The 16,900-nt window shown below is 40.3% G+C and carries 19 protein-coding genes; 7 read left to right on the forward strand and 12 right to left on the reverse strand.

Annotated elements, in window-relative coordinates; translation table 11 throughout:
* Window positions 1–11: 11 nt before the first annotated feature.
* From EHS15_RS00950 to EHS15_RS00970, 5 genes are all read right to left on the reverse strand, one after another.
* On the reverse strand, window positions 12–965 hold the full coding sequence (locus EHS15_RS00950) for a hypothetical protein (protein ID WP_135758652.1): 954 nt from the start codon (window positions 963–965) through the stop codon (window positions 12–14).
* 178 nt (window positions 966–1,143) lie between these two features.
* Entirely contained in the window at window positions 1,144–2,604 is a 1,461-nt protein-coding gene (locus tag EHS15_RS19000; RefSeq protein ID WP_167884116.1) for a sulfurtransferase, read from the reverse strand.
* A 13-nt stretch (window positions 2,605–2,617) separates the two neighbouring features.
* Window positions 2,618–3,568 carry a hypothetical protein gene (locus EHS15_RS00960; protein ID WP_246051831.1) on the reverse strand — a complete coding sequence of 317 codons (951 nt, stop codon included), beginning with the start codon at window positions 3,566–3,568 and terminating at the stop codon, window positions 2,618–2,620.
* A gap of 51 nt (window positions 3,569–3,619) precedes the next feature.
* On the reverse strand, window positions 3,620–3,973 hold the full coding sequence (locus EHS15_RS00965) for a hypothetical protein (RefSeq protein ID WP_135758654.1): 354 nt from the start codon (window positions 3,971–3,973) through the stop codon (window positions 3,620–3,622).
* A gap of 155 nt (window positions 3,974–4,128) precedes the next feature.
* Entirely contained in the window at window positions 4,129–5,223 is a 1,095-nt protein-coding gene (locus EHS15_RS00970) for a sulfurtransferase (RefSeq protein WP_135758655.1), read from the reverse strand.
* 486 nt (window positions 5,224–5,709) lie between these two features.
* Here EHS15_RS00970 and EHS15_RS00975 point away from each other — a divergent pair, with 486 nt between their 5' ends.
* Window positions 5,710–6,294: a DUF1564 family protein gene (locus tag EHS15_RS00975; RefSeq protein WP_135758656.1), complete on the forward strand. Its 585-nt coding sequence runs from the start codon at window positions 5,710–5,712 to the stop codon at window positions 6,292–6,294.
* Here EHS15_RS00975 and EHS15_RS00980 read toward each other — a convergent pair.
* Genes EHS15_RS00980 through EHS15_RS00990 form a run of 3 tightly spaced genes read right to left on the reverse strand, consistent with a single transcriptional unit; the run spans window position 6,279 to window position 8,816 of the window.
* Complete coding sequence (locus EHS15_RS00980; RefSeq protein ID WP_135758657.1) at window positions 6,279–6,887, reverse strand: helix-turn-helix domain-containing protein; 609 nt, start codon at window positions 6,885–6,887, stop codon at window positions 6,279–6,281. The genes EHS15_RS00975 and EHS15_RS00980 overlap by 16 nt on opposite strands.
* 32 nt (window positions 6,888–6,919) lie before the next feature.
* Window positions 6,920–8,332: a hypothetical protein gene (locus EHS15_RS00985; RefSeq protein ID WP_135758658.1), complete on the reverse strand. Its 1,413-nt coding sequence runs from the start codon at window positions 8,330–8,332 to the stop codon at window positions 6,920–6,922.
* A 1-nt stretch (window position 8,333) separates the two neighbouring features.
* Window positions 8,334–8,816 (reverse strand): DUF4395 domain-containing protein, encoded by a 483-nt coding sequence (locus tag EHS15_RS00990; protein WP_135758659.1) that lies wholly within the window; start codon window positions 8,814–8,816, stop codon window positions 8,334–8,336.
* Between the two features lie 170 nt (window positions 8,817–8,986).
* Between EHS15_RS00990 and EHS15_RS00995 the strand changes: the two genes are divergently transcribed.
* From EHS15_RS00995 to EHS15_RS01015, 5 genes are read left to right on the forward strand one after another with little or no spacing between them, the layout of a single operon-like run.
* Entirely contained in the window at window positions 8,987–9,934 is a 948-nt protein-coding gene (locus EHS15_RS00995; RefSeq protein WP_167884117.1) for a sulfurtransferase, read from the forward strand.
* A gap of 4 nt (window positions 9,935–9,938) precedes the next feature.
* Window positions 9,939–11,276, forward strand: coding sequence for a multiheme c-type cytochrome (locus EHS15_RS01000; protein ID WP_135758661.1), 1,338 nt, complete (start codon window positions 9,939–9,941; stop codon window positions 11,274–11,276).
* A complete protein-coding gene (locus tag EHS15_RS01005) occupies window positions 11,254–11,982 on the forward strand; it encodes a glycosyltransferase family 2 protein (protein WP_135758662.1) in 729 nt (242 codons plus the stop codon). Before EHS15_RS01000 ends, EHS15_RS01005 begins: the two co-directional genes overlap by 23 nt.
* Before the next feature lie 8 nt (window positions 11,983–11,990).
* Window positions 11,991–13,271: a hypothetical protein gene (locus tag EHS15_RS01010; protein WP_135758663.1), complete on the forward strand. Its 1,281-nt coding sequence runs from the start codon at window positions 11,991–11,993 to the stop codon at window positions 13,269–13,271.
* A complete protein-coding gene (locus EHS15_RS01015) occupies window positions 13,231–13,821 on the forward strand; it encodes a TIGR04282 family arsenosugar biosynthesis glycosyltransferase (protein ID WP_135758664.1) in 591 nt (196 codons plus the stop codon). Before EHS15_RS01010 ends, EHS15_RS01015 begins: the two co-directional genes overlap by 41 nt.
* Window positions 13,822–13,830: 9 nt before the next feature.
* Here EHS15_RS01015 and EHS15_RS01020 read toward each other — a convergent pair whose 3' ends face one another.
* Complete coding sequence (locus EHS15_RS01020) at window positions 13,831–14,319, reverse strand: OmpA family protein (protein WP_135758665.1); 489 nt, start codon at window positions 14,317–14,319, stop codon at window positions 13,831–13,833.
* Between the two features lie 109 nt (window positions 14,320–14,428).
* Between EHS15_RS01020 and lpxD the strand changes: the two genes are divergently transcribed.
* Window positions 14,429–15,442 carry a UDP-3-O-(3-hydroxymyristoyl)glucosamine N-acyltransferase gene (gene lpxD, locus EHS15_RS01025; protein WP_135758666.1) on the forward strand — a complete coding sequence of 338 codons (1,014 nt, stop codon included), beginning with the start codon at window positions 14,429–14,431 and terminating at the stop codon, window positions 15,440–15,442.
* 7 nt (window positions 15,443–15,449) lie between these two features.
* On the opposite strand, the gene EHS15_RS01030 is transcribed toward lpxD, so the two are convergent.
* The 3 genes from EHS15_RS01030 to EHS15_RS01040 are packed head-to-tail and all read right to left on the reverse strand — an operon-like array spanning window position 15,450 to window position 16,889.
* Window positions 15,450–15,797, reverse strand: a complete 348-nt coding sequence (locus EHS15_RS01030; RefSeq protein ID WP_135758667.1) for an arsenate reductase family protein — start codon at window positions 15,795–15,797, stop codon at window positions 15,450–15,452.
* Window positions 15,794–16,033 (reverse strand): hypothetical protein, encoded by a 240-nt coding sequence (locus tag EHS15_RS01035; protein WP_135758668.1) that lies wholly within the window; start codon window positions 16,031–16,033, stop codon window positions 15,794–15,796. Before EHS15_RS01035 ends, EHS15_RS01030 begins: the two co-directional genes overlap by 4 nt.
* Before the next feature lie 40 nt (window positions 16,034–16,073).
* On the reverse strand, window positions 16,074–16,889 hold the full coding sequence (locus EHS15_RS01040; RefSeq protein WP_135758669.1) for an LIC_11366 family protein: 816 nt from the start codon (window positions 16,887–16,889) through the stop codon (window positions 16,074–16,076).
* Between the last annotated feature and the right edge of the window lie 11 nt (window positions 16,890–16,900).

Consider the following 16,900-nt stretch of genomic DNA (forward strand, 5'->3'; position numbering starts at 1 on the left):
CGTGTTTCCTTTTATAGATTGAACGGCAGATTTGCCGCAATTCCGATCGTCTGTAGTTTCGGAGTGTTATATCCCCAATAAGTTTGAGAATAGAAGATCGTGTAAAAATTTCCGTAACTATCTGGAATGCCGAATCCTACTTCCACATTATGGAAATTTTCTTTTCTCCCCCAGGCAGGTCTTTGGTCCCGCACCCACATATCGTAGAGATTGACTCCCGGATATTGATCTGGAACTACTATATTATAATTATTGTAAGGTGGTCTATGTCTAGGGTCTGCAAAATCGTATCCACCCTGACCGAATTGTCCTCTTCCTCCTAAAGTGATTATGAAGCTTGCTATTCTTTTATACAATGCTCCGTAGTACAATACGTCGTCCGGGACAGGTTGTTCTCTTCTGCGATAACTGAGTTCCCCTAAGGTTCCCAACCCCCAAAAATTAAAGTCTTTTGCGATATATAAGTTCGCTTCCACTCCATTGGCACCGTCTCCTAGTGCTTGGGGATGTCTGTCATAGTCGCCTTTTTTGATTCCTCCCAAACGAAGAGATAGAGTCGGCATCCAAGAATATTTGGAGTCGAATTCATCAGTAATTTTATAACGTAAGCCTATCCGGCTGTCTAAAATTCCGTTTTTATCTTTGGTTTCGGGAATTTGAGTGAGTCCATAGTATCTATCAACGAGTCTATGTCTACTCAATCGTCCATTTCCAACTGTTAGATCTGCTGTTAGACGGTCTGTGATCCCGTATTCCAATGAGAGACTCGCTACATTAATTCTTACATCATCGTCATACTTGGCAAAATTATTCGCTAAGTATGCACTATCGTAACGAGAATGAACAAAAACAGGCCTGACCCAAAGCTGCCTCTCATAAGGAGCCCAGGCTTGCTGCGCACTTAATTGTGTAGCTAAAAGAAAAGATAAAAAAGAAAAACCATAAAAGATGAATTTGTTAAACATAATTTTTTCCTATATATATGATAACTTAATCTTTCATTTAAGATCATTCGATTCCTTGCGTTATCCGCATGCTCTATTTATGGAATCGAAAGGGAGAAGGACACAAACCTTCCCTCACCCATTCTCTTAAATTATTTTCAAGTTATGTAAAACTTATGCAAAATTTCAAAACTTGCGACTAACCACCGCAGGCATTGGCACCTCCTCCGCCACCACCGCCGCCGCTGGAACCGCTGCTACTTCCTCCCCCTCCGGATGCAGAAGAGCCGCCGGTAGAGATTAAATATGCTTTGTCCTCTGTGATGATTTGGTTGGAGGATGTAGAGTATTGTTGGGTGATCGTAAAACTGAACTTCGAAATTTTCGCGTCCGTATTTGCTGTTAGGTTGTTCGTGACAGCCGAAGAGTTCGTTCTCCAAGGAGAGGATGCCGCCAAATTCGACCAGTTTCCTGTGTTCGTTGAATCATTATAAGATGCGAATGCCGACCACTCGATCCAAGAGCCGTCATAGTATCTTGTAGGATATCCTAAAATGGAGATGGCTGCAAATCCTGTGACCATAGAACGTACGTTAGTTCTGCAATATGTGACTACCGTTTTACCTTTCGTATAGCCGATCCCGCTGAAAGTATTGGCAAGTTCCGCTTTGGTTAAAAAACTTCCTGTAGCGGCATCCAATAGATTTGCAAAAGGTAAGTTCACGGAGCCTTTTATGTTTCCTTCAATCGGAGAAACGCAAGGAGTAGTTGTGCAGGATCTTCCTGACGCTCCGGCAGTTGTGTCTTGCACTCCACCGTATTCATCCGTTCTTCTCGCATCCAAAATAAAGACTCCTCCTGCAGGAATCGGAGTTACTCCCGTAAAACCCGTATTGCCATTACGTACTATGTGGAGCACGTCCCCGATCGTGGCATGAAGGATTGTATTGTCTGTGAATAAGTTCCTAAGAGAAGAGCCTCCTTCCGGATACTCTGTACTACCCCTTAGAGTTGTGAACAATTGTCCTTGCAGGGCTAAGTTGCTCACCGCTCCGTTTAACACTGCCAAATGTTTTTTGTCCGCTCCCCAATAACGAAATGCGAACCAGCCTCTTAAAGTGAACCAAAGATTGGAATAGTCGCCCGTTGTATAAGAATCCTGAGCGAAAACAACCAAATCTTTGCTTAGATCGATTCCATACTTATAGAGTAGGGCATCGATAGAAGCTCCTTTGGCTACCATCGTTTCCGTATCAATCAATCCGTTGTTTCTTGTTTGCGCAAACGATGTAGTCGCATCTGTCACAAGGAAGGTATAAACTCCTTTTTGAGTGTTTTGAGGAACATAACGACCGCTAGCAGTTCCTCCCGTTTGAATTTGTAGGATGACTAGTTTTCTGGAAATTCCTTCCGGTTTTTCCGTATCCCAGTTATTAACCCATCTTTCCAATGTACTTGCAGTGATCAGTCCATAACGATTGTCCGCATAATTGTCTGCGGATTCGCTTGCGAGTTCTTCTGCAGTGTTGACTTTCAATAAAATAGGAAGTTTGAATTTTAATGCTTCCATTATGAAATCGTATTCTTTCGTCTTTTTGCATGAAGAAGTGCCCAAAGCCGCAATCGATAATAACAAGGTCAAGTATGTGATCTTTCTCATTTTGGTTTCTCCTTTATAAATTGAACGGAAGGTTTACTGCGAATCCTACCGTTTTCAACTTTGCAGTGTTATATCCCGAATATGTATCTGAATAAAATAAGTTATAAAAATTCCCGTAATTATCGGTAAAACCCAATCCTATTTCCAAGTTATGAAAATTTTCCCTTCTTCCCCATGCCGGTCTTTCATTGGCAACCCAGTAGTCGTATAAATTCACTCCCGGTATTAGATCCGCAGTTTTGAGGTTTAAATAATTGTTCGGCGGTTCTTGTCTAGGATCTGCAAAGGCATATCCTCCTTGCCCGATTTGTCCTCTTCCGCCTATCGTTAGAAATACGACTTCGAATATTTTTTTATAGAATGCACCGTAATAGAGGATATCGTCCGGAACAGGTTTTTCTCTTCTTCTGTAGGAAAGTTCACCTAATGTTCCTAATCCGTAGAAGTTGAAATCCTTTGCAAAATAAAGATTGACTTCTCCTCCGTTGGCGCCGTCTCCCAATGACTGAGGATTTCTATCATAATCTCCTTTTTTGATACCTCCCGCTCTAAGCGAGATTGTAGGCATCCAGGCATATTTGGAATCGAACTCATCTATGATTTTGTATCGAAGTCCCACTCTGGTATCTAGGACGCCGTATTTGTCCGGAGATTCTGGTGTTTGCTGCAATCCGTAGTATCTATCCAGAATTCTGTGACGACCTAACTTTCCAAAGCCGGAGCTTAGGTCGAATGTAAGCCGATCCGTGATCCCGTATTCAAGGACTAAACTTCCCGCTGTGATTCTGACATTATCGTCGTAGGAAGAGTGATTGTTTGCAAGATAGGCACTGTTGTATTCCGAATGAACAAAGACAGGTCTAACCCATAGCTGTCTTTCGTAAGGTGACCAAGCTTGTTGTGCGGATACTGCACTACTGATTGTTAATAGCGCAATGTATAATATTAATTTTATCTGTTTCATGAATGTCATTTGCTTAAGACTTTAAGTGTTTTTGTTAAATGGTGTAGGAACTCATTTGGCTCTCAGCTTTACGTTGAATCGAATACTGACAAAATATTCGAGTGCTTCCAACTGTTCGCTTGTAAGTTTGCCTGCAAGATCAGGAAGATTGACTCTTTGTTTTTCGCTGTTGGGAAGAGAACCTTGGAGGTAATCCAATTGTTCCGACTGAGCGACCACTTTCGTTTTGTCTGTCGGAGGAAGTTCTATCTCTAGATTGTATATGGACTTTCCTAAATGGAATTTTTCCCGATCTTTCCCCTGGGGGACTTGGCCGACTCCACCGCCACCAAAGCCTCCTGAGGCAAAGACGGAGCTGAACCCGCTCAGATAAATTAGTAGAAATAATGCGACAATTTGTTTCATATATTGTATTTTCCTTAGATATTTCCAGTATTTAAGACAATAAGTACGTTATCAAGAACTATATATCTAATATATTGAATTTTTTCCAATAAAAGGCCCTTTGGAGAGCAATCCAAAGGGCAGGGTTCACGGAGTTTTTTATATGGAGAGTGAGGTTACTGGCCTTTGTAGGCTTTGTCCTCATCAATGTTTTTGCGGGTAGTTGTTGCGTTTGTGTTGATGTTGAATACGGAATATTGAGCCGTACTCGCAGCGCCATTGTAGACAGGTCCTGGTGTGGAGGTTCCGCTTTCAGTCAGTTCTGCCGTATCTGTAGCAAATTTATGGCCGGAAGGCAGTGTTCTTAGAGCTGCATTTGTATGGTATGCGGAGAGTGCAGTCCATTCAATTAAAGAATTCTCATAGAATACTGTTGGTTTGCCTAAGATTAAAAAAGTGCTGATTCCTGTTACCATAGAACGTGCGTTAGTTCTGCAATACTGAAGAATTGTTTGTCCCGAAGTATAGCCTGTTCCTGCCGGATTGATTGAATTGAAACCACTAACATCCGACCAAAGTGCAGCGATAGCAGCTTTTGATTTGAATTTACCTGTTGTTTGATCAACGACTTGCGGCCAAGGAGTGAATTTTGCTCCTTTGATATGACCTGCAAATAAAGCGGCACCGGAGGGTCCAAGAGTGAGTGCTACCGTGCCGCCTGTAAATTCTGCGTCTGTTGTGGTAGTATTGTGTCTTGCGTCTGCTATAAATACATTACCAATTCCGTAAATTCCGTGAGAGGTAGGGTTTTTCGCAATATTGATTACGTTTTCAAGAGGCTGCACTAAAACTGTATTGTCGAGTTTTCCATAAGCATCCTTTACAGAGAACGTTCCTTTGGTCGGTGCTGATAAAACTCCAGAATCTGTGGAAATATAGTTTGCCGCAAAATCTCCGTTAGCATCTATTGCTCCGTTTAATACTGCTACATTTTTTCTATCCACTCCCCAGTATCTTAACCAGTATACCGCACGGCCTAAGTTTTGATATACGCTTCCTTTAGGGCTTGCTAAAGTTCCTGCTCCTCTATCAGAACCCGCTGCGAATACGATAAGATCTTTTGTAGGATCAATTCCGTATGTTTGTAGAATTTCATCTGTGATTGCGCCTGTAGGTAGTGTGTTCGGATCAGTGATGATTCCGTTGTCTCTGGAGGCTCTGTATGCGAAACGATCACTTTGATTGAATACCGAACTCGTCCAGTCATACACCTTTACACCATTTGTTGGAATTATGTATTGTTTTGTGTAAGAGCCCGATGGGAATGATTGGACGATTACCAAGTTCCCTGAAATATCGCTTGGCTTGTTGGCAGTCCAATTGTCCAGCCATTTTGAAAGTTTAACGGACGTTACTAGCCCATAATTATTTTCATCGTAATTATCTGCTGATTCCGTTGTTAACTCTGCAGCTGTGCTAACTTTGACAGTGTTTAATAAAATTCCCGCTAAAAGCAGTGTTGTAAGGTTATCATCATCTTTCTTTTTGCATGCAGTGAGCAGCGTTGTTGAGATGAGTCCGATTGCTAAAACCGATTTGAAGTATTTCATCTTTTTTTCCTACCTGGTCTTCGATTGCCAGATTGCATCCGGTTTTCGAATCATTTTAGTCATAAATTGAATGAATACGGGTATTTGATAGAATTAATCTGTTATATGAGAGTAATTGTTTATTATATGGGATAGAAAATTGGAGGTATGGGTAATGGATTGGAGGGAGGGGGGTGGGAGTTCCTACAAAAACGGACAATTTTGCAAAATAAAAACCTATTTCTCCTAGATATGAAAAAGATTACACAAACCAAACATTTTGAAAAACATTCGCTTACCTACCAAAATAGCACTACTTCAGTCTCAACTATGTTAATTTCAGAGCGATTGTCTCATGAACTGAATGAGTTCGTTGAACAAAATGGAGGTAGTTTTAAGGAATTATTTAGAAGTTTGTTGGATGAGTTTGGAGAGATGATTCTAAGTTATCAGCCTACTTCCTCCACTCGTTTAAAGAAAGAATATCAGGCTTCTGGACAGGCACAGATCAAAAGAAATATTCGTGTAAGCGATTCTGATTTAGAAGAATTTCGTATAATTGCTGATTATTTACGGATGTCAAAATGCAAATTATTCGCAATGCTACTGGAGTGGAAGTTGATCGGATGGGGGTTGGTTTTGAGGAGAGTGGGGGTTGTGAGAGTTCCTACCCACCACCTAACACACTTCCTCTCCATTCTCGCAAAACCCTCTTTCTTCTCCCAAAAATCCAAAATCTACTTACGATCTTGATGATGAGGGCAGATCCAAATCAACTTTACTTCCTGACTAGAAGGATTTTTCAGCTGTAAAAGATCGGATGCTAAGAAAATTGCACTGTCCCCTTGCTCCAAAGAATAGGTTTTATCTTGGAAAGTAATTTCCAGACGTCCTTCTAGGATGATGATATTCTGTTCAAATTGGTTTTCGAACCAAGCAGGAAGAGGGAAATTTCCAGAAGCAACCTTAATTTCATATAACTCGAGTTTATCGGCGTCGTCTTTATGCAGCGAACGGGCTTCTAAATTTCCTTTATGAAGCTTGAAAATTCTTCCTTCATCTTTTCTAACCACCTTAGGTGTTCTTAAAAATAAATCCGGGATCATTTCCGCAATCGGTGTTCGTAGTGCTTTTGATAGTTTCCATAAGATACCGATGCTAGGAGTTGTTTTCCCGGACTCGATCAATCCGAGCATTCCCCTGCTAACGCTTGATATTTGGGAAACTTTTTCCATAGAGTAACCGAGTTCCAAACGCCTCTTTTTGATAGTAACGCCGAGAATGCTGGTTAAAACATCTTCTGGCTCAAGTTTTCCAGGGGTAACTTCATCAATTGTATCATTCATAGGAAAGCTTCTTTATTTTAGCGGTCGAGCGCTTAGTTTTTACAAAAGTTTGATATATTGGATATTTTGTAAAGTAAAATAGAGTAATTCTTTGGAAATGAGATAAAAATGGTAAAAAACAAGAAAATTTCAGCCCAAAGGACAAGGGCAGGAAGGTTATAGAATCCAAATTCCTCTTTAGAAGAAGGTAAAATTCCTAAATTTGTGTAAGTAAAGTAGGCAAGTTGAGGAATGAAAAGGTTTGCCCATCCGAGGGAATTGTCGGAGAAAGAAATTAGATATAAGGGGAGTAAGAATAAAAAATACCAAGGATTGGCAATCGGGTTGATGATTAAGTAACAGAAAAAAAGAAAACTCATCGTAGCCATGCTTCTCTTCCTGTTCTTAAAGAAGCGATTTCTTTGTAGGATAATAAATAAATTAATTCCAATCATCAAAAAGATAAACAATAGCTTGATTATCGATTTTTCAACAAAAGATCCCAAGATATAAAACAGAATCGAATTGAATTCGAAACTGGATGCGAAAAGAAGCAGACTACGAATGTCTTCACTGCCATCCAATCCTACGATGTATTTATAAGCAAAGAATCCTGAAGCCAAACCTGTTCCGAAGAGGAAACTTGCAGAAAAATAGTATAGAATATTTGGAAACAATTTATTTTCAAATATTCTTTTCCTGAAAACGAAATAAGGAAAAAAGATGATTAGAAACAATTTGCAGTGAACGGATAATCCGAATAGAAACCAGGAAAGATAACGAAACTTATTTTCCATCAGCCAGAAAGAGGCGGAGATGAAAAACAAAGGAATCACTTCGAAGTGAGCGTTGATATATATTTCTTTCAAAAGGATAGGAAATAAAAAATATAAAACGGCCGCTTTCTCATTCGAAAGTTTGAATATAAACCAAAAAATCGCTAAATCAAAAACTATATATGATAGCTTGAGTTCGATCAATGAAAACGGAGCAATACTGTGGATCCAGCTGAAATACAGTTCGATCCAAGGAAAATAAATTGTAGTCCAGTCTGGATGATTGACTCGAGATAAAATTTCGCTCGCTCTTTCCGAATTCAGGATGGAGGAATCATTGGAAAAAAAGAAATCAGGCGCTAGCTGATAAGGCGAAAAATCATGGGAGATCATAGCACCTTCCCAAAGATATCTTGCCCAATCATCTTCCCAAATAGGGAGAGAAACCGATAACATCACTCTGAGTAAAATACCGAAAAACAAAAACTCGTGGAAATAATTTTCGAAAAAACTTTTTTCCAGCTTTGTGAACAGAAAAAAAGAAAGACCTAGGCAGATTAGGACAAACGCATAACTGAAAATTCCTAATTGAACGGAATAAATCTGAAAGAAAAGCAGAGAAGAGAAGAGTAAGATCAGGAAAGGGTAAGGAAGAAGCAGCCTTAAATTCTTTCCTGAAGAAAAAATCATTTCACTGTTGTTTGTTGAAATTCAGATTATTGCATTTTTCACAAACATCGGCAGGAATAATTCCTGTTTTCATGAGCAAACCGAATACGAAACAACCTGCACACCAGCCTAAAAAAGACTCAAGAGATGCGAAGAACACCAACACACCTAACACTGCTTTGTAAGCATCCCATTGCCCGTAATGAAATAGTGCAAAGGCGGCAACGGCGAACGAAAACCCTATGACTTGTGCAAATCGTTTGGGAGGTCCTGCCGTAGGGATAAAAGAAATTTTTAGTAAAGGCACTAGCCATCTTGAAGTAATGAACGCTACCGGTTCGAATTTGGGCCCGTAACTCAATCGCAATGCAAAGCTGACCGCTAGAATTCCCAAAACAATCGGGTTTGGAAATAAAATGGCGAGAACTCCTAACAATACAACGCTGGAAGCGACAATTCTCGTGGCATTTTCATTCACAACATCCGGATAATAACCTAATTTCATGATTTGGCTCCTATCTGCTCAGACTTGGTTGGAGGGGACAATTGGCAAGAAAAATTCAATTTTGCAGACAAAAAGTTTATTTTATTGACGAAAATCTGCAATTTCATCGTTTTGGACTCATATTTATATAAATGAGTGCTTTTCGGAAGGGATGGCATAAGGAGATTTATATGAGAGTTTCATTTTTCAGATTCGGAAAGCAGATACAAGTTTTCAGTTTGTTTCTATTGTTTGTCGCCCATCTTCCTATCGCAGCATTTTCTGAATCGGCTACAAAGGAATGGGATCTGAAGGAGTCTTGGGTTCTTTCTCCAAAACAAGCATATTTGCTGAAGCAGAAGGGTGCCGTCCTTTTGGATGCAAGAGATCTTTCTTTGCGATATTTACCGAAAGTGGCGGATACGAAAACAATTTCCTGGGAAGAACTCTCCGTTAAGTCTTCACCTAATAATGGTAAACTTCTTTCGGATCAAGAAATTTTAGGTAAACTGAGTAAAGTCGGTATCGGATCCGATACGACTGTGATCGTCATCGGAGATCCTTTGAACGGTTGGGGAGAAGAGGGTAGAATCGTTTGGACTTTAAGAACTGTAGGAATCAAAAAATCCTTCTGGATTGACGGTGGAGCGAAAGCATATACTCGATATCTGTCTCAAGTAGGGAATGGAAATTCGGAAACGAATAAAGGATTGGAAATTAAACAAGATAAAAATGCAAAGAAGAAAGAATTGGATATCGACCACTCCCAACTAAAATCCGCTTTAAATGCACCTAACAAAAAAATATTTGTCTTGGATGTAAGAGAGGAAAGAGAATTTAAGGGAGAAACTCCTTATGGAGAATCCAGAGGCGGCCATATACCGGGAGCTAAATGGTTGTACTTTAAATCGTTTTTAAACCAAGAGGGATATTTGAAATCGAAAGAAGAGATACTCTCCGTTTTGACTAAGGAATCCATTCCTAAAAACGGAATCGTAGTATCTTATTGCACAGGAGGAATTCGTTCCGCTTGGACAACATCCGTATTGATTTCTTACGGAATTGAAGCGAAAAATTATTCAGGATCTATGTGGGAATGGTCTTCCTTGGATTCCAAAGAATATCCTTTGGTGAAGTAAAGTCTTGAAACATATAAAAACCTTATCCATCATTTCCACTGCGGTTTTGTTGATCGCATCCGTATCATTTTTGGTATGGAAGTTTGTCCCCAATCCTGTTCCGGTGGAAGAAGTTTTTCCGGGAAGGATTTGGGCAAAGCCGGTGACACAGCTTCCCGATTTACAAGGAGTAGGTGCTCCTCGTGCGGAAAATTGCGGGAAGTGCCATGCGGAGATTTATCAAGAGTGGAAAACTTCTACGCACTCACACGCTCTTTCCGATCTTCAGTTTCAAGCAGAGTTAAGTAAACCGTCTTCTCCTCAATGGATTTGTTTAAATTGTCATATCCCTGTTCAAAATCAGAGAGAGAAGATCGTAGTCGCACTGAATCACGGTAAATATGAAGAACCGGTAGAAGTTCCCAATCCGGGATTCGATCCTAAAATGAAAGAAGAAGCTGTTACTTGTGCCACTTGCCATGTCAGAGTGGATGAACAAGGCAAATCCTATGTCATCGGGGCGAATGGAAATACTAGCCCTCCGCATCCTGTGAAAATCAATGCGTCCCTTCTTCGAAATCGTTGTTATGATTGTCATAATGAAACTTATGAGTTGAACTCGAGTTTGGTGTGTTCTTTTCAAACTGGCACTGAATTGAAAGAAGCGGCTTCCCATTTTGCAGATAAGGATTGTGTGAGTTGTCATTTGCCTACTGTGAAACGATCCTTCGTGATTGCCGAATTGGGAAAATCCAAGAAAGATTCCCATAAACATTCGTTTATCGGAGGAGGAGTCCCTAAAAAATTCGAACTGTACCAGCATCAAATCCCCGGAGGTTATTCTCCCGGAATCGTATTGGAAAGTTGGGAAAAAAAGGATTCCGATTCGATCCTAGTCAAAGTGAAAAACCAAAACGCAGGCCATTATCTTCCTTCAGGAGATCCAGAAAGACATTTGAAATTGGAATTGATCTGGTTGGATGATTCCCGCAAAGCAATTTCCAAAGATGAAATTCGAATCGGGCAGGAATGGGAATGGTCACCTAAAGCACGTAAGACGTCAGACAATCGATTGAGGCCGAAAGAAATTCGGGAATGGAGAAAGGAAATCCCGGAAGGGAAGGTTAAGTCGGCAATCCTTCGTGTGTACCATATAAGGTTGAAGAACGTTGTCTCCGATTATGTGGAAAAATATGCGACCGGAGCACCGGAACAATACCAAGTTAAGATCAAGGAATTAAAAAAACATTACCCTCATAGTTCTTTGGTTCTTGAATCCGAATTCGACTTGAATACTAAAAAGGTTAAAAATACTTCCTTAAAGGATCTATTTGAAATCAATGAAAAACGTAGAGGGGAGTGAAGTTGCAATCATCATCCCTGCCAGAAACGAAGAAGGTTCTATCGGCTTCGTTCTGGAGGGAATCCTTTCTTTAGGAGTTGTCTCGAAAGATCAAATCTATGTTTCGGACAATGATTCTACGGACAAAACGAACGAGGTGGCAAAGTCATACGGAGTTCATGTGGTTCATGAAACAGAGTTAGGTTATGGAAATGCCTGCCTTCGTGCCTTAAAAGAAATCGCATCTCTTCAAAAACTTCCTGGAGCTGTAGTCGTTTGCGACGGAGACGGTTCCGATTTTCCGGAAGACATTCTTTCTTTGGTGGAAACATTGAACCGAACTCAGGCGGATCTTGTGATCGGTTCCAGAACCATCGGAGAGATTGAAGAAAACTCTCTCGGTTTTTTACAAAGATTCGGCAATTGGCTGACTTGTTTTTTGATTCTTGTATTCTATCGAAAAAATTTTTCCGATTTAGGACCTCTGAGAGCGATTCGTTATGAATCCTTACTGAAGATGAAACTGAAAGATCCCACCTGGGGTTGGAATATAGAAATGCATATCCGTGCCCTTCAAGAGAATATGAAGGTCGTTGAAATCCCCGTCGGATACAGAAGGAGGAAATCAGGAGTGTCCAAAATCTCCGGCACATTAAGAATGGCGGTCCGAGTAGGAATCAAAATCCTTTACACATTTTTCAAGTTGACTTTCTTTAAACCTAAATAGGTTTACGTTTGCACATTTTTGTCTTCATACTCTATGCGGTTATTTTATTTTTAGGAGCTCAATTCATCAATAGGGAGGATTGGCCGAATCTACTGGGATTCACATGCACTGCTCATTTTATCTTTTTTCTTTCATTTCGTTATTTGGATCGTTTGAATTTAAAAACCTTAATTCTTTTCGCCGTTTTTTATCGAGTGATTCTCATTGGGATCGAACCGAAGTTAAGTGATGATTTCTATCGGTTTTTGTGGGACGGTTATTTGGTGTATGAAGGATACAACCCTTTCTTTTGGAACCCGGTAGAATGGTTGTCCCAGAATGGGAATCCTTCAGAAGAGATGGTTTATCTTTTTTCCCGTATGAACAGTCCTCATTATTATTCCGTTTATCCTAGTGTGTTGCAGTCCCTTTTTTTTCTGCCTTGGGCTTTTGAAATCACCTCCCTTTTTTGGCAGACATTTTTCCTTCAGAGTTGTTTGTTTCTTTTCGAGTTAATCAATATATTCCTAACGTATAAAATCAAACCGACCCTGGCTCATTCTTCTTACTGGGTATATTGGGGAAACCCTTTGGTGATTTGGGAGGGAATTTCCCAAATACATCCTGAACCGATCATCGTTACGCTACTGTTAGTCTGCATTTTGCTGTATCGTCTTCGTAGATTTTCAGGGATCTCTTTTGTTTTTCCTTTCCTTTTACAGGTTAAGATGAATTTGATCTTTCTTTTACCCGGAATTTTTTTCTCCATTCCTAAAAAATACCGCATCTCTCTCCTTGTATTTTTGATTTTTTCTTTAGTTGTACTCGCTTTTACTGTGTTTGGTGAATACGGCGCTCAATCTTCTCAGGGGATCGGTCTTTTTTTGCATTCCTTCCGATTTCACTCTTTATTTGAATCTCCTATTTATTATTTTTTAAGAATATTCGACCGATTGGAATATCTTTCCGGTACTATTTCTCTGATCACGGGAGGATGCGTTTATCTCTATTTGGTTTCGAGATACAAACTTGATCTTTCCGCTTCTTTCTTTTTCGGGTATTTGTGTCTGCTGTTGTTTTCTCCCGTCATTCATCCTTGGTATTCTTTGCCTCTCATCGCACTTGCATTAGAGAGGACGAATACTCTTCCTTGGATTCGTGCATTTTCGTTTTTCTGCGGACTTTCGTATCTGTTTTACGGAGTCAAATTCGAATCGTTCGGACTTATCTTTTTATTTTTGGAATCAATCGTTTATTTATGGATCATTTATGGAAAACAAAGCTTTAATTATCTTCGCCAAAAAACCTGAACTGGGAAAGGTGAAAACAAGACTTGCGAAGGATTTAGGGGAAACAGAAGCCTTACTTGCTTATGAAAGACTTTTAAAAATAACGGAAGATGTAACAGAAGGTAGTTGGATGAAAAAATATTTATTTTGGGAAGGTGAGATTCCTAAACAATCCGATTTTTTTTCCTCAGGTTACGTCTATAAATCTCAAAAGAACGGTGATTTGGGATTTAAGATGAAGTCGGCTTTCGAGGAAATCCTGCCATTGCATTCCCAAGTCTGTATCATTGGTACGGATTGTCCTTATCTGGATGAATCCATTCTGAAAACTTCTTTCGATTTACTGGAAAACGATTCCGATCTTGTGATTGGTCCCGCTATGGACGGAGGGTATTACCTCTTGGGAATGAGAAAACTTCACGGGGAAGTTTTCGAAGGAGTGGAGTGGAGCACAGATCGTGTTTTTGCAACCACTGTGTCGATTGCGATAGAAAAACGATTAACTGTAAAAGAACTTCCTAAATTGAGAGATATTGATACAATTGAAGATTATTATATTTGGAAAAATTAATATATTTTGTTATTTAGGTTCCAGGAAAATTTCCGCCCTTCTTTGAAGGGATCCGTCAGAAGCGGATAAACCTTGCGGTAAAGGTTTGGAGTTCCCGTAAAACAATCTTTGAATTTGATCTTCTTTTACGTTATGAACGATGAAGAAACGAAATATTTCCAGAGATCTTTTTTCACTCAGAAGCATCTCTTGAGTTGCATTCCCACCGTCCCAAGAATGGGCGTGGATGAATACGTTCCAATCAGGGTTTCTTAACAAATATTCGGCGGTCTTTTGCAGTCGGATTTGATCCGGTTGCGAGATGAGATACGAGTTTTTGGAAAAGTAAAGAGTCAGGCGGTTCGAATCCTGCTCTACTTTTAGTTTTTTATAAGGTTCGTCGTAGATATAACCGGCTTGCGCGGAGAGATTTCCATTAGATAAGATATAATGAACGCCGTAAGTTAGCCCTAGGGTTAGGGTAAGCATCGTTAGTTTTTTCAGAAGTAAAGAACCCACATTTATATTTTCGGAATTCTTTTGGCGACAACCAATGCCTATTTCGAAAAATATGTTTGAAATATGTCTCGAAAACAATTCAGTGAATGGAAAGTGAAAGGTGGTTCGAATGAAACTTAAAGATTTGGCTCTGCAACTAGGCGGAAAAGTTCATGGAAACGGCGAATTGGAAATCACAGGAATCAAGGATTTGGAGCATCATTCTCTCGTAGATGCAAAATCCATCTATTACGTTGCTTCCAAAAAATATCTGGCAAAACATCCCAAAGCGAAAGACGTACAAATCGCTCTCACGATCGAATCCTTAGCTGAAAATTTTCCTAACGCAATCATCGTATCCGAATCCGATTCCAAAGTGAAATTCATCCATATCATTTCTATGTTTGAAAAGAAACCTTCCTATACGGTACAAGTTTCCCCTAAAGCAAGCATACATCCTTCCGCTAAAATCGGTAAGAATGTAACCATTATGGACTTTGCAGTCATTCAGGAAAATGTAATCGTGGGAGACAATTGTGTCATTTATCCGAACGTAGTTTTGGAACCGAATGTAGAGTTAGGTGAAGGAACCGTCATTAAATCGGGAGTGATCATCTATTACAACTGTAAGCTGGGAAAAAACAATCTCATCCATTCCAATACCGTGATCGGTGCGGACGGATTCGGTTTTTACGATCATTCGGGAGTCAGATACAAAGTTCCTCAAATCGGGAACGTAGTGATCGGAGACGAAGTGGAAATGGGAGCTCATTGCACTGTAGATCGTGCCGCTTTGGAATCCACTACCATCGGAAATCATACTAAATTCGACGACCATGTTCATATCGGTCATAACTGTCGTGTGGGAAATTATGTGTATATTGCGGGCGCAACGGTTCTTGCCGGTTCCGTAACGATAGAAGACGGATGTTTTTTAGCGGGACAATCCGCTGTCGCAGAACATCTAACAATGAAAAAAGGTTCTATCTTGATGGGGCTTTCCGGACTTACGGAAGATTCCAAAGAGAAAACTGCTTATTTCGGAATTCCTGCAAGGCCGGCTTTGGAGATGCATCGCATTCACACTTCTTTAGGAATGATTCCGGACGTAGTGAAAGATTTTCAAAAAAGACAGAAAGATTAGTAAAAAATTATTTTTTGGAATCTTCGATCCATTGTTTCCAAATTTCAGGAACATAACCGATCGTAGCTTTTTTCCCGTCTCTTACGACGGGGGTTTTGATGAGAAGAGGGTTTGTCAGCAAAGCCTCTTCTTTGTCGTACACCATATACTTTAGATTTTTATCTTCATATACTTTCGATTCCGTATCGATCAGATCGTCCAGTTTGACGGAACCAAGGATGGATCTGAGTTCCCCTTTGCTCATTTCCTTTTCTTGAAGGTTGATGAATTGAAAGGGGATTCTTCTCTCTTGAAAGTAGAGTTGGGCTTTTTTGGAATCTTTACACTTCTTGGTGCCGAAGATTTGAAGGTTCATCCGAAAATAGATTTCTTGAATTCCTCTAACAAAGGTTCGGAGCCGGAAAGCATAAGCTCGATTTGATCTTTGTCGAGGTCGTACATAACATGAGCTTGCAGGTATTGAGTGAATTCTTCGGCGGTTAGTTTTTTCGCATCAAAGCTTTCTTTTAAAAAATTGTACCATGCAGCAAGAATCACTTTTTGGTGAGCTAATTCTTTGATCCCGATGGTGATGATTTTAGGGGATTTCATAGGAATCTTCTCCAGAATCTTGGTTAGGGAAGACTTGATGTCAATCTAAAAACCTGTGGATCACTGAAAAATACAAAGACCAAGAGCCTGAGTTCAAATCCAGTCTTCTCATGTACTGAGATGTGCTGATATTGGCATCAATCACTCTGGTATCGTCGAAGATTCCCACCTTTCCGTCTTGGCGGATGTAAAAACTGGACTCTTCTCCGTTATAACTTCCGTTGAATCTTGCGATGGCGATGTGATGGTAAGCGATTCCCAGTTGAAGGAAGTTGCTATCACCTAACCTGCGATTGATTGCCGTTTCGGCGCGAAATGCCAGACCGCTTCCTCTGAGTTTTCCTTTTTGTTGGAATACACTGACATTCGGTTCTCCTCCGACGCTCCATCCGCTGATGTCCCAATCGGCAGAAGTGAATCCCATTCCCACTCCGTTCTCCCATTCCCATCTTCTGGAGAGATCGATGACGTAATGATAGGTTCCTAAAAAATGATAAGAATAAATTTCCGAGGTAAGCCTGGTTTGGTAGAGATCGCTTGTGGCTTCTGTCAAATTCAGTTTCGCTAGATCTTGCCTGCCCAAAACCATTCCCACTTTCGAATGAGGGCTGATCATAAATCTCACAAAACCTTCGTAAGTTGCCGTTTCCCTGCCTCCCGTTTGCCTCACTTCCGAAAAAACGATGGGGTTGAAACTGGAGGAAAAACTGTTTAAATTGGAATCGAATCTTCCTGGAACTCTCTGTCCTACCCCTGTCCTAAGACCCGCTTCCCAATACCATCCTTCTGCGGAGATTCCTAGAAACGGACTCGAAAGCAAAAGAGCGGTACAAAACAATCCAATACATCTTGACATAACGATTTCAT

The sequence above is a fragment of the Leptospira idonii genome (genome assembly GCF_004770995.1).
GTDB classification, from domain to species: domain Bacteria; phylum Spirochaetota; class Leptospiria; order Leptospirales; family Leptospiraceae; genus Leptospira_A; species Leptospira_A idonii.

What these genes read in the sequence shown, in the direction of transcription:
- EHS15_RS00950 (WP_135758652.1), bottom strand. Translation starts at nt 965, where the DNA reads ATGTTTAACAAATTCATCTTTTATGGTTTTTCTTTTTTATCTTTTCTT.
- EHS15_RS19000 (WP_167884116.1), bottom strand. Translation starts at nt 2,604, where the DNA reads ATGAGAAAGATCACATACTTGACCTTGTTATTATCGATTGCGGCTTTG.
- EHS15_RS00960 (WP_246051831.1), bottom strand. Translation starts at nt 3,568, where the DNA reads ATGAAACAGATAAAATTAATATTATACATTGCGCTATTAACAATCAGT.
- EHS15_RS00965 (WP_135758654.1), bottom strand. Translation starts at nt 3,973, where the DNA reads ATGAAACAAATTGTCGCATTATTTCTACTAATTTATCTGAGCGGGTTC.
- EHS15_RS00975 (WP_135758656.1), top strand. Translation starts at nt 5,710, where the DNA reads ATGGGTAATGGATTGGAGGGAGGGGGGTGGGAGTTCCTACAAAAACGG.
- EHS15_RS00980 (WP_135758657.1), bottom strand. Translation starts at nt 6,887, where the DNA reads ATGAATGATACAATTGATGAAGTTACCCCTGGAAAACTTGAGCCAGAA.
- EHS15_RS00985 (WP_135758658.1), bottom strand. Translation starts at nt 8,332, where the DNA reads ATGATTTTTTCTTCAGGAAAGAATTTAAGGCTGCTTCTTCCTTACCCT.
- EHS15_RS00990 (WP_135758659.1), bottom strand. Translation starts at nt 8,816, where the DNA reads ATGAAATTAGGTTATTATCCGGATGTTGTGAATGAAAATGCCACGAGA.
- EHS15_RS00995 (WP_167884117.1), top strand. Translation starts at nt 8,987, where the DNA reads ATGAGAGTTTCATTTTTCAGATTCGGAAAGCAGATACAAGTTTTCAGT.
- EHS15_RS01005 (WP_135758662.1), top strand. Translation starts at nt 11,254, where the DNA reads ATGAAAAACGTAGAGGGGAGTGAAGTTGCAATCATCATCCCTGCCAGA.
- EHS15_RS01015 (WP_135758664.1), top strand. Translation starts at nt 13,231, where the DNA reads ATGGAAAACAAAGCTTTAATTATCTTCGCCAAAAAACCTGAACTGGGA.
- lpxD (WP_135758666.1), top strand. Translation starts at nt 14,429, where the DNA reads ATGAAACTTAAAGATTTGGCTCTGCAACTAGGCGGAAAAGTTCATGGA.
- EHS15_RS01030 (WP_135758667.1), bottom strand. Translation starts at nt 15,797, where the DNA reads ATGAACCTTCAAATCTTCGGCACCAAGAAGTGTAAAGATTCCAAAAAA.
- EHS15_RS01035 (WP_135758668.1), bottom strand. Translation starts at nt 16,033, where the DNA reads ATGAAATCCCCTAAAATCATCACCATCGGGATCAAAGAATTAGCTCAC.
- EHS15_RS01040 (WP_135758669.1), bottom strand. Translation starts at nt 16,889, where the DNA reads ATGTCAAGATGTATTGGATTGTTTTGTACCGCTCTTTTGCTTTCGAGT.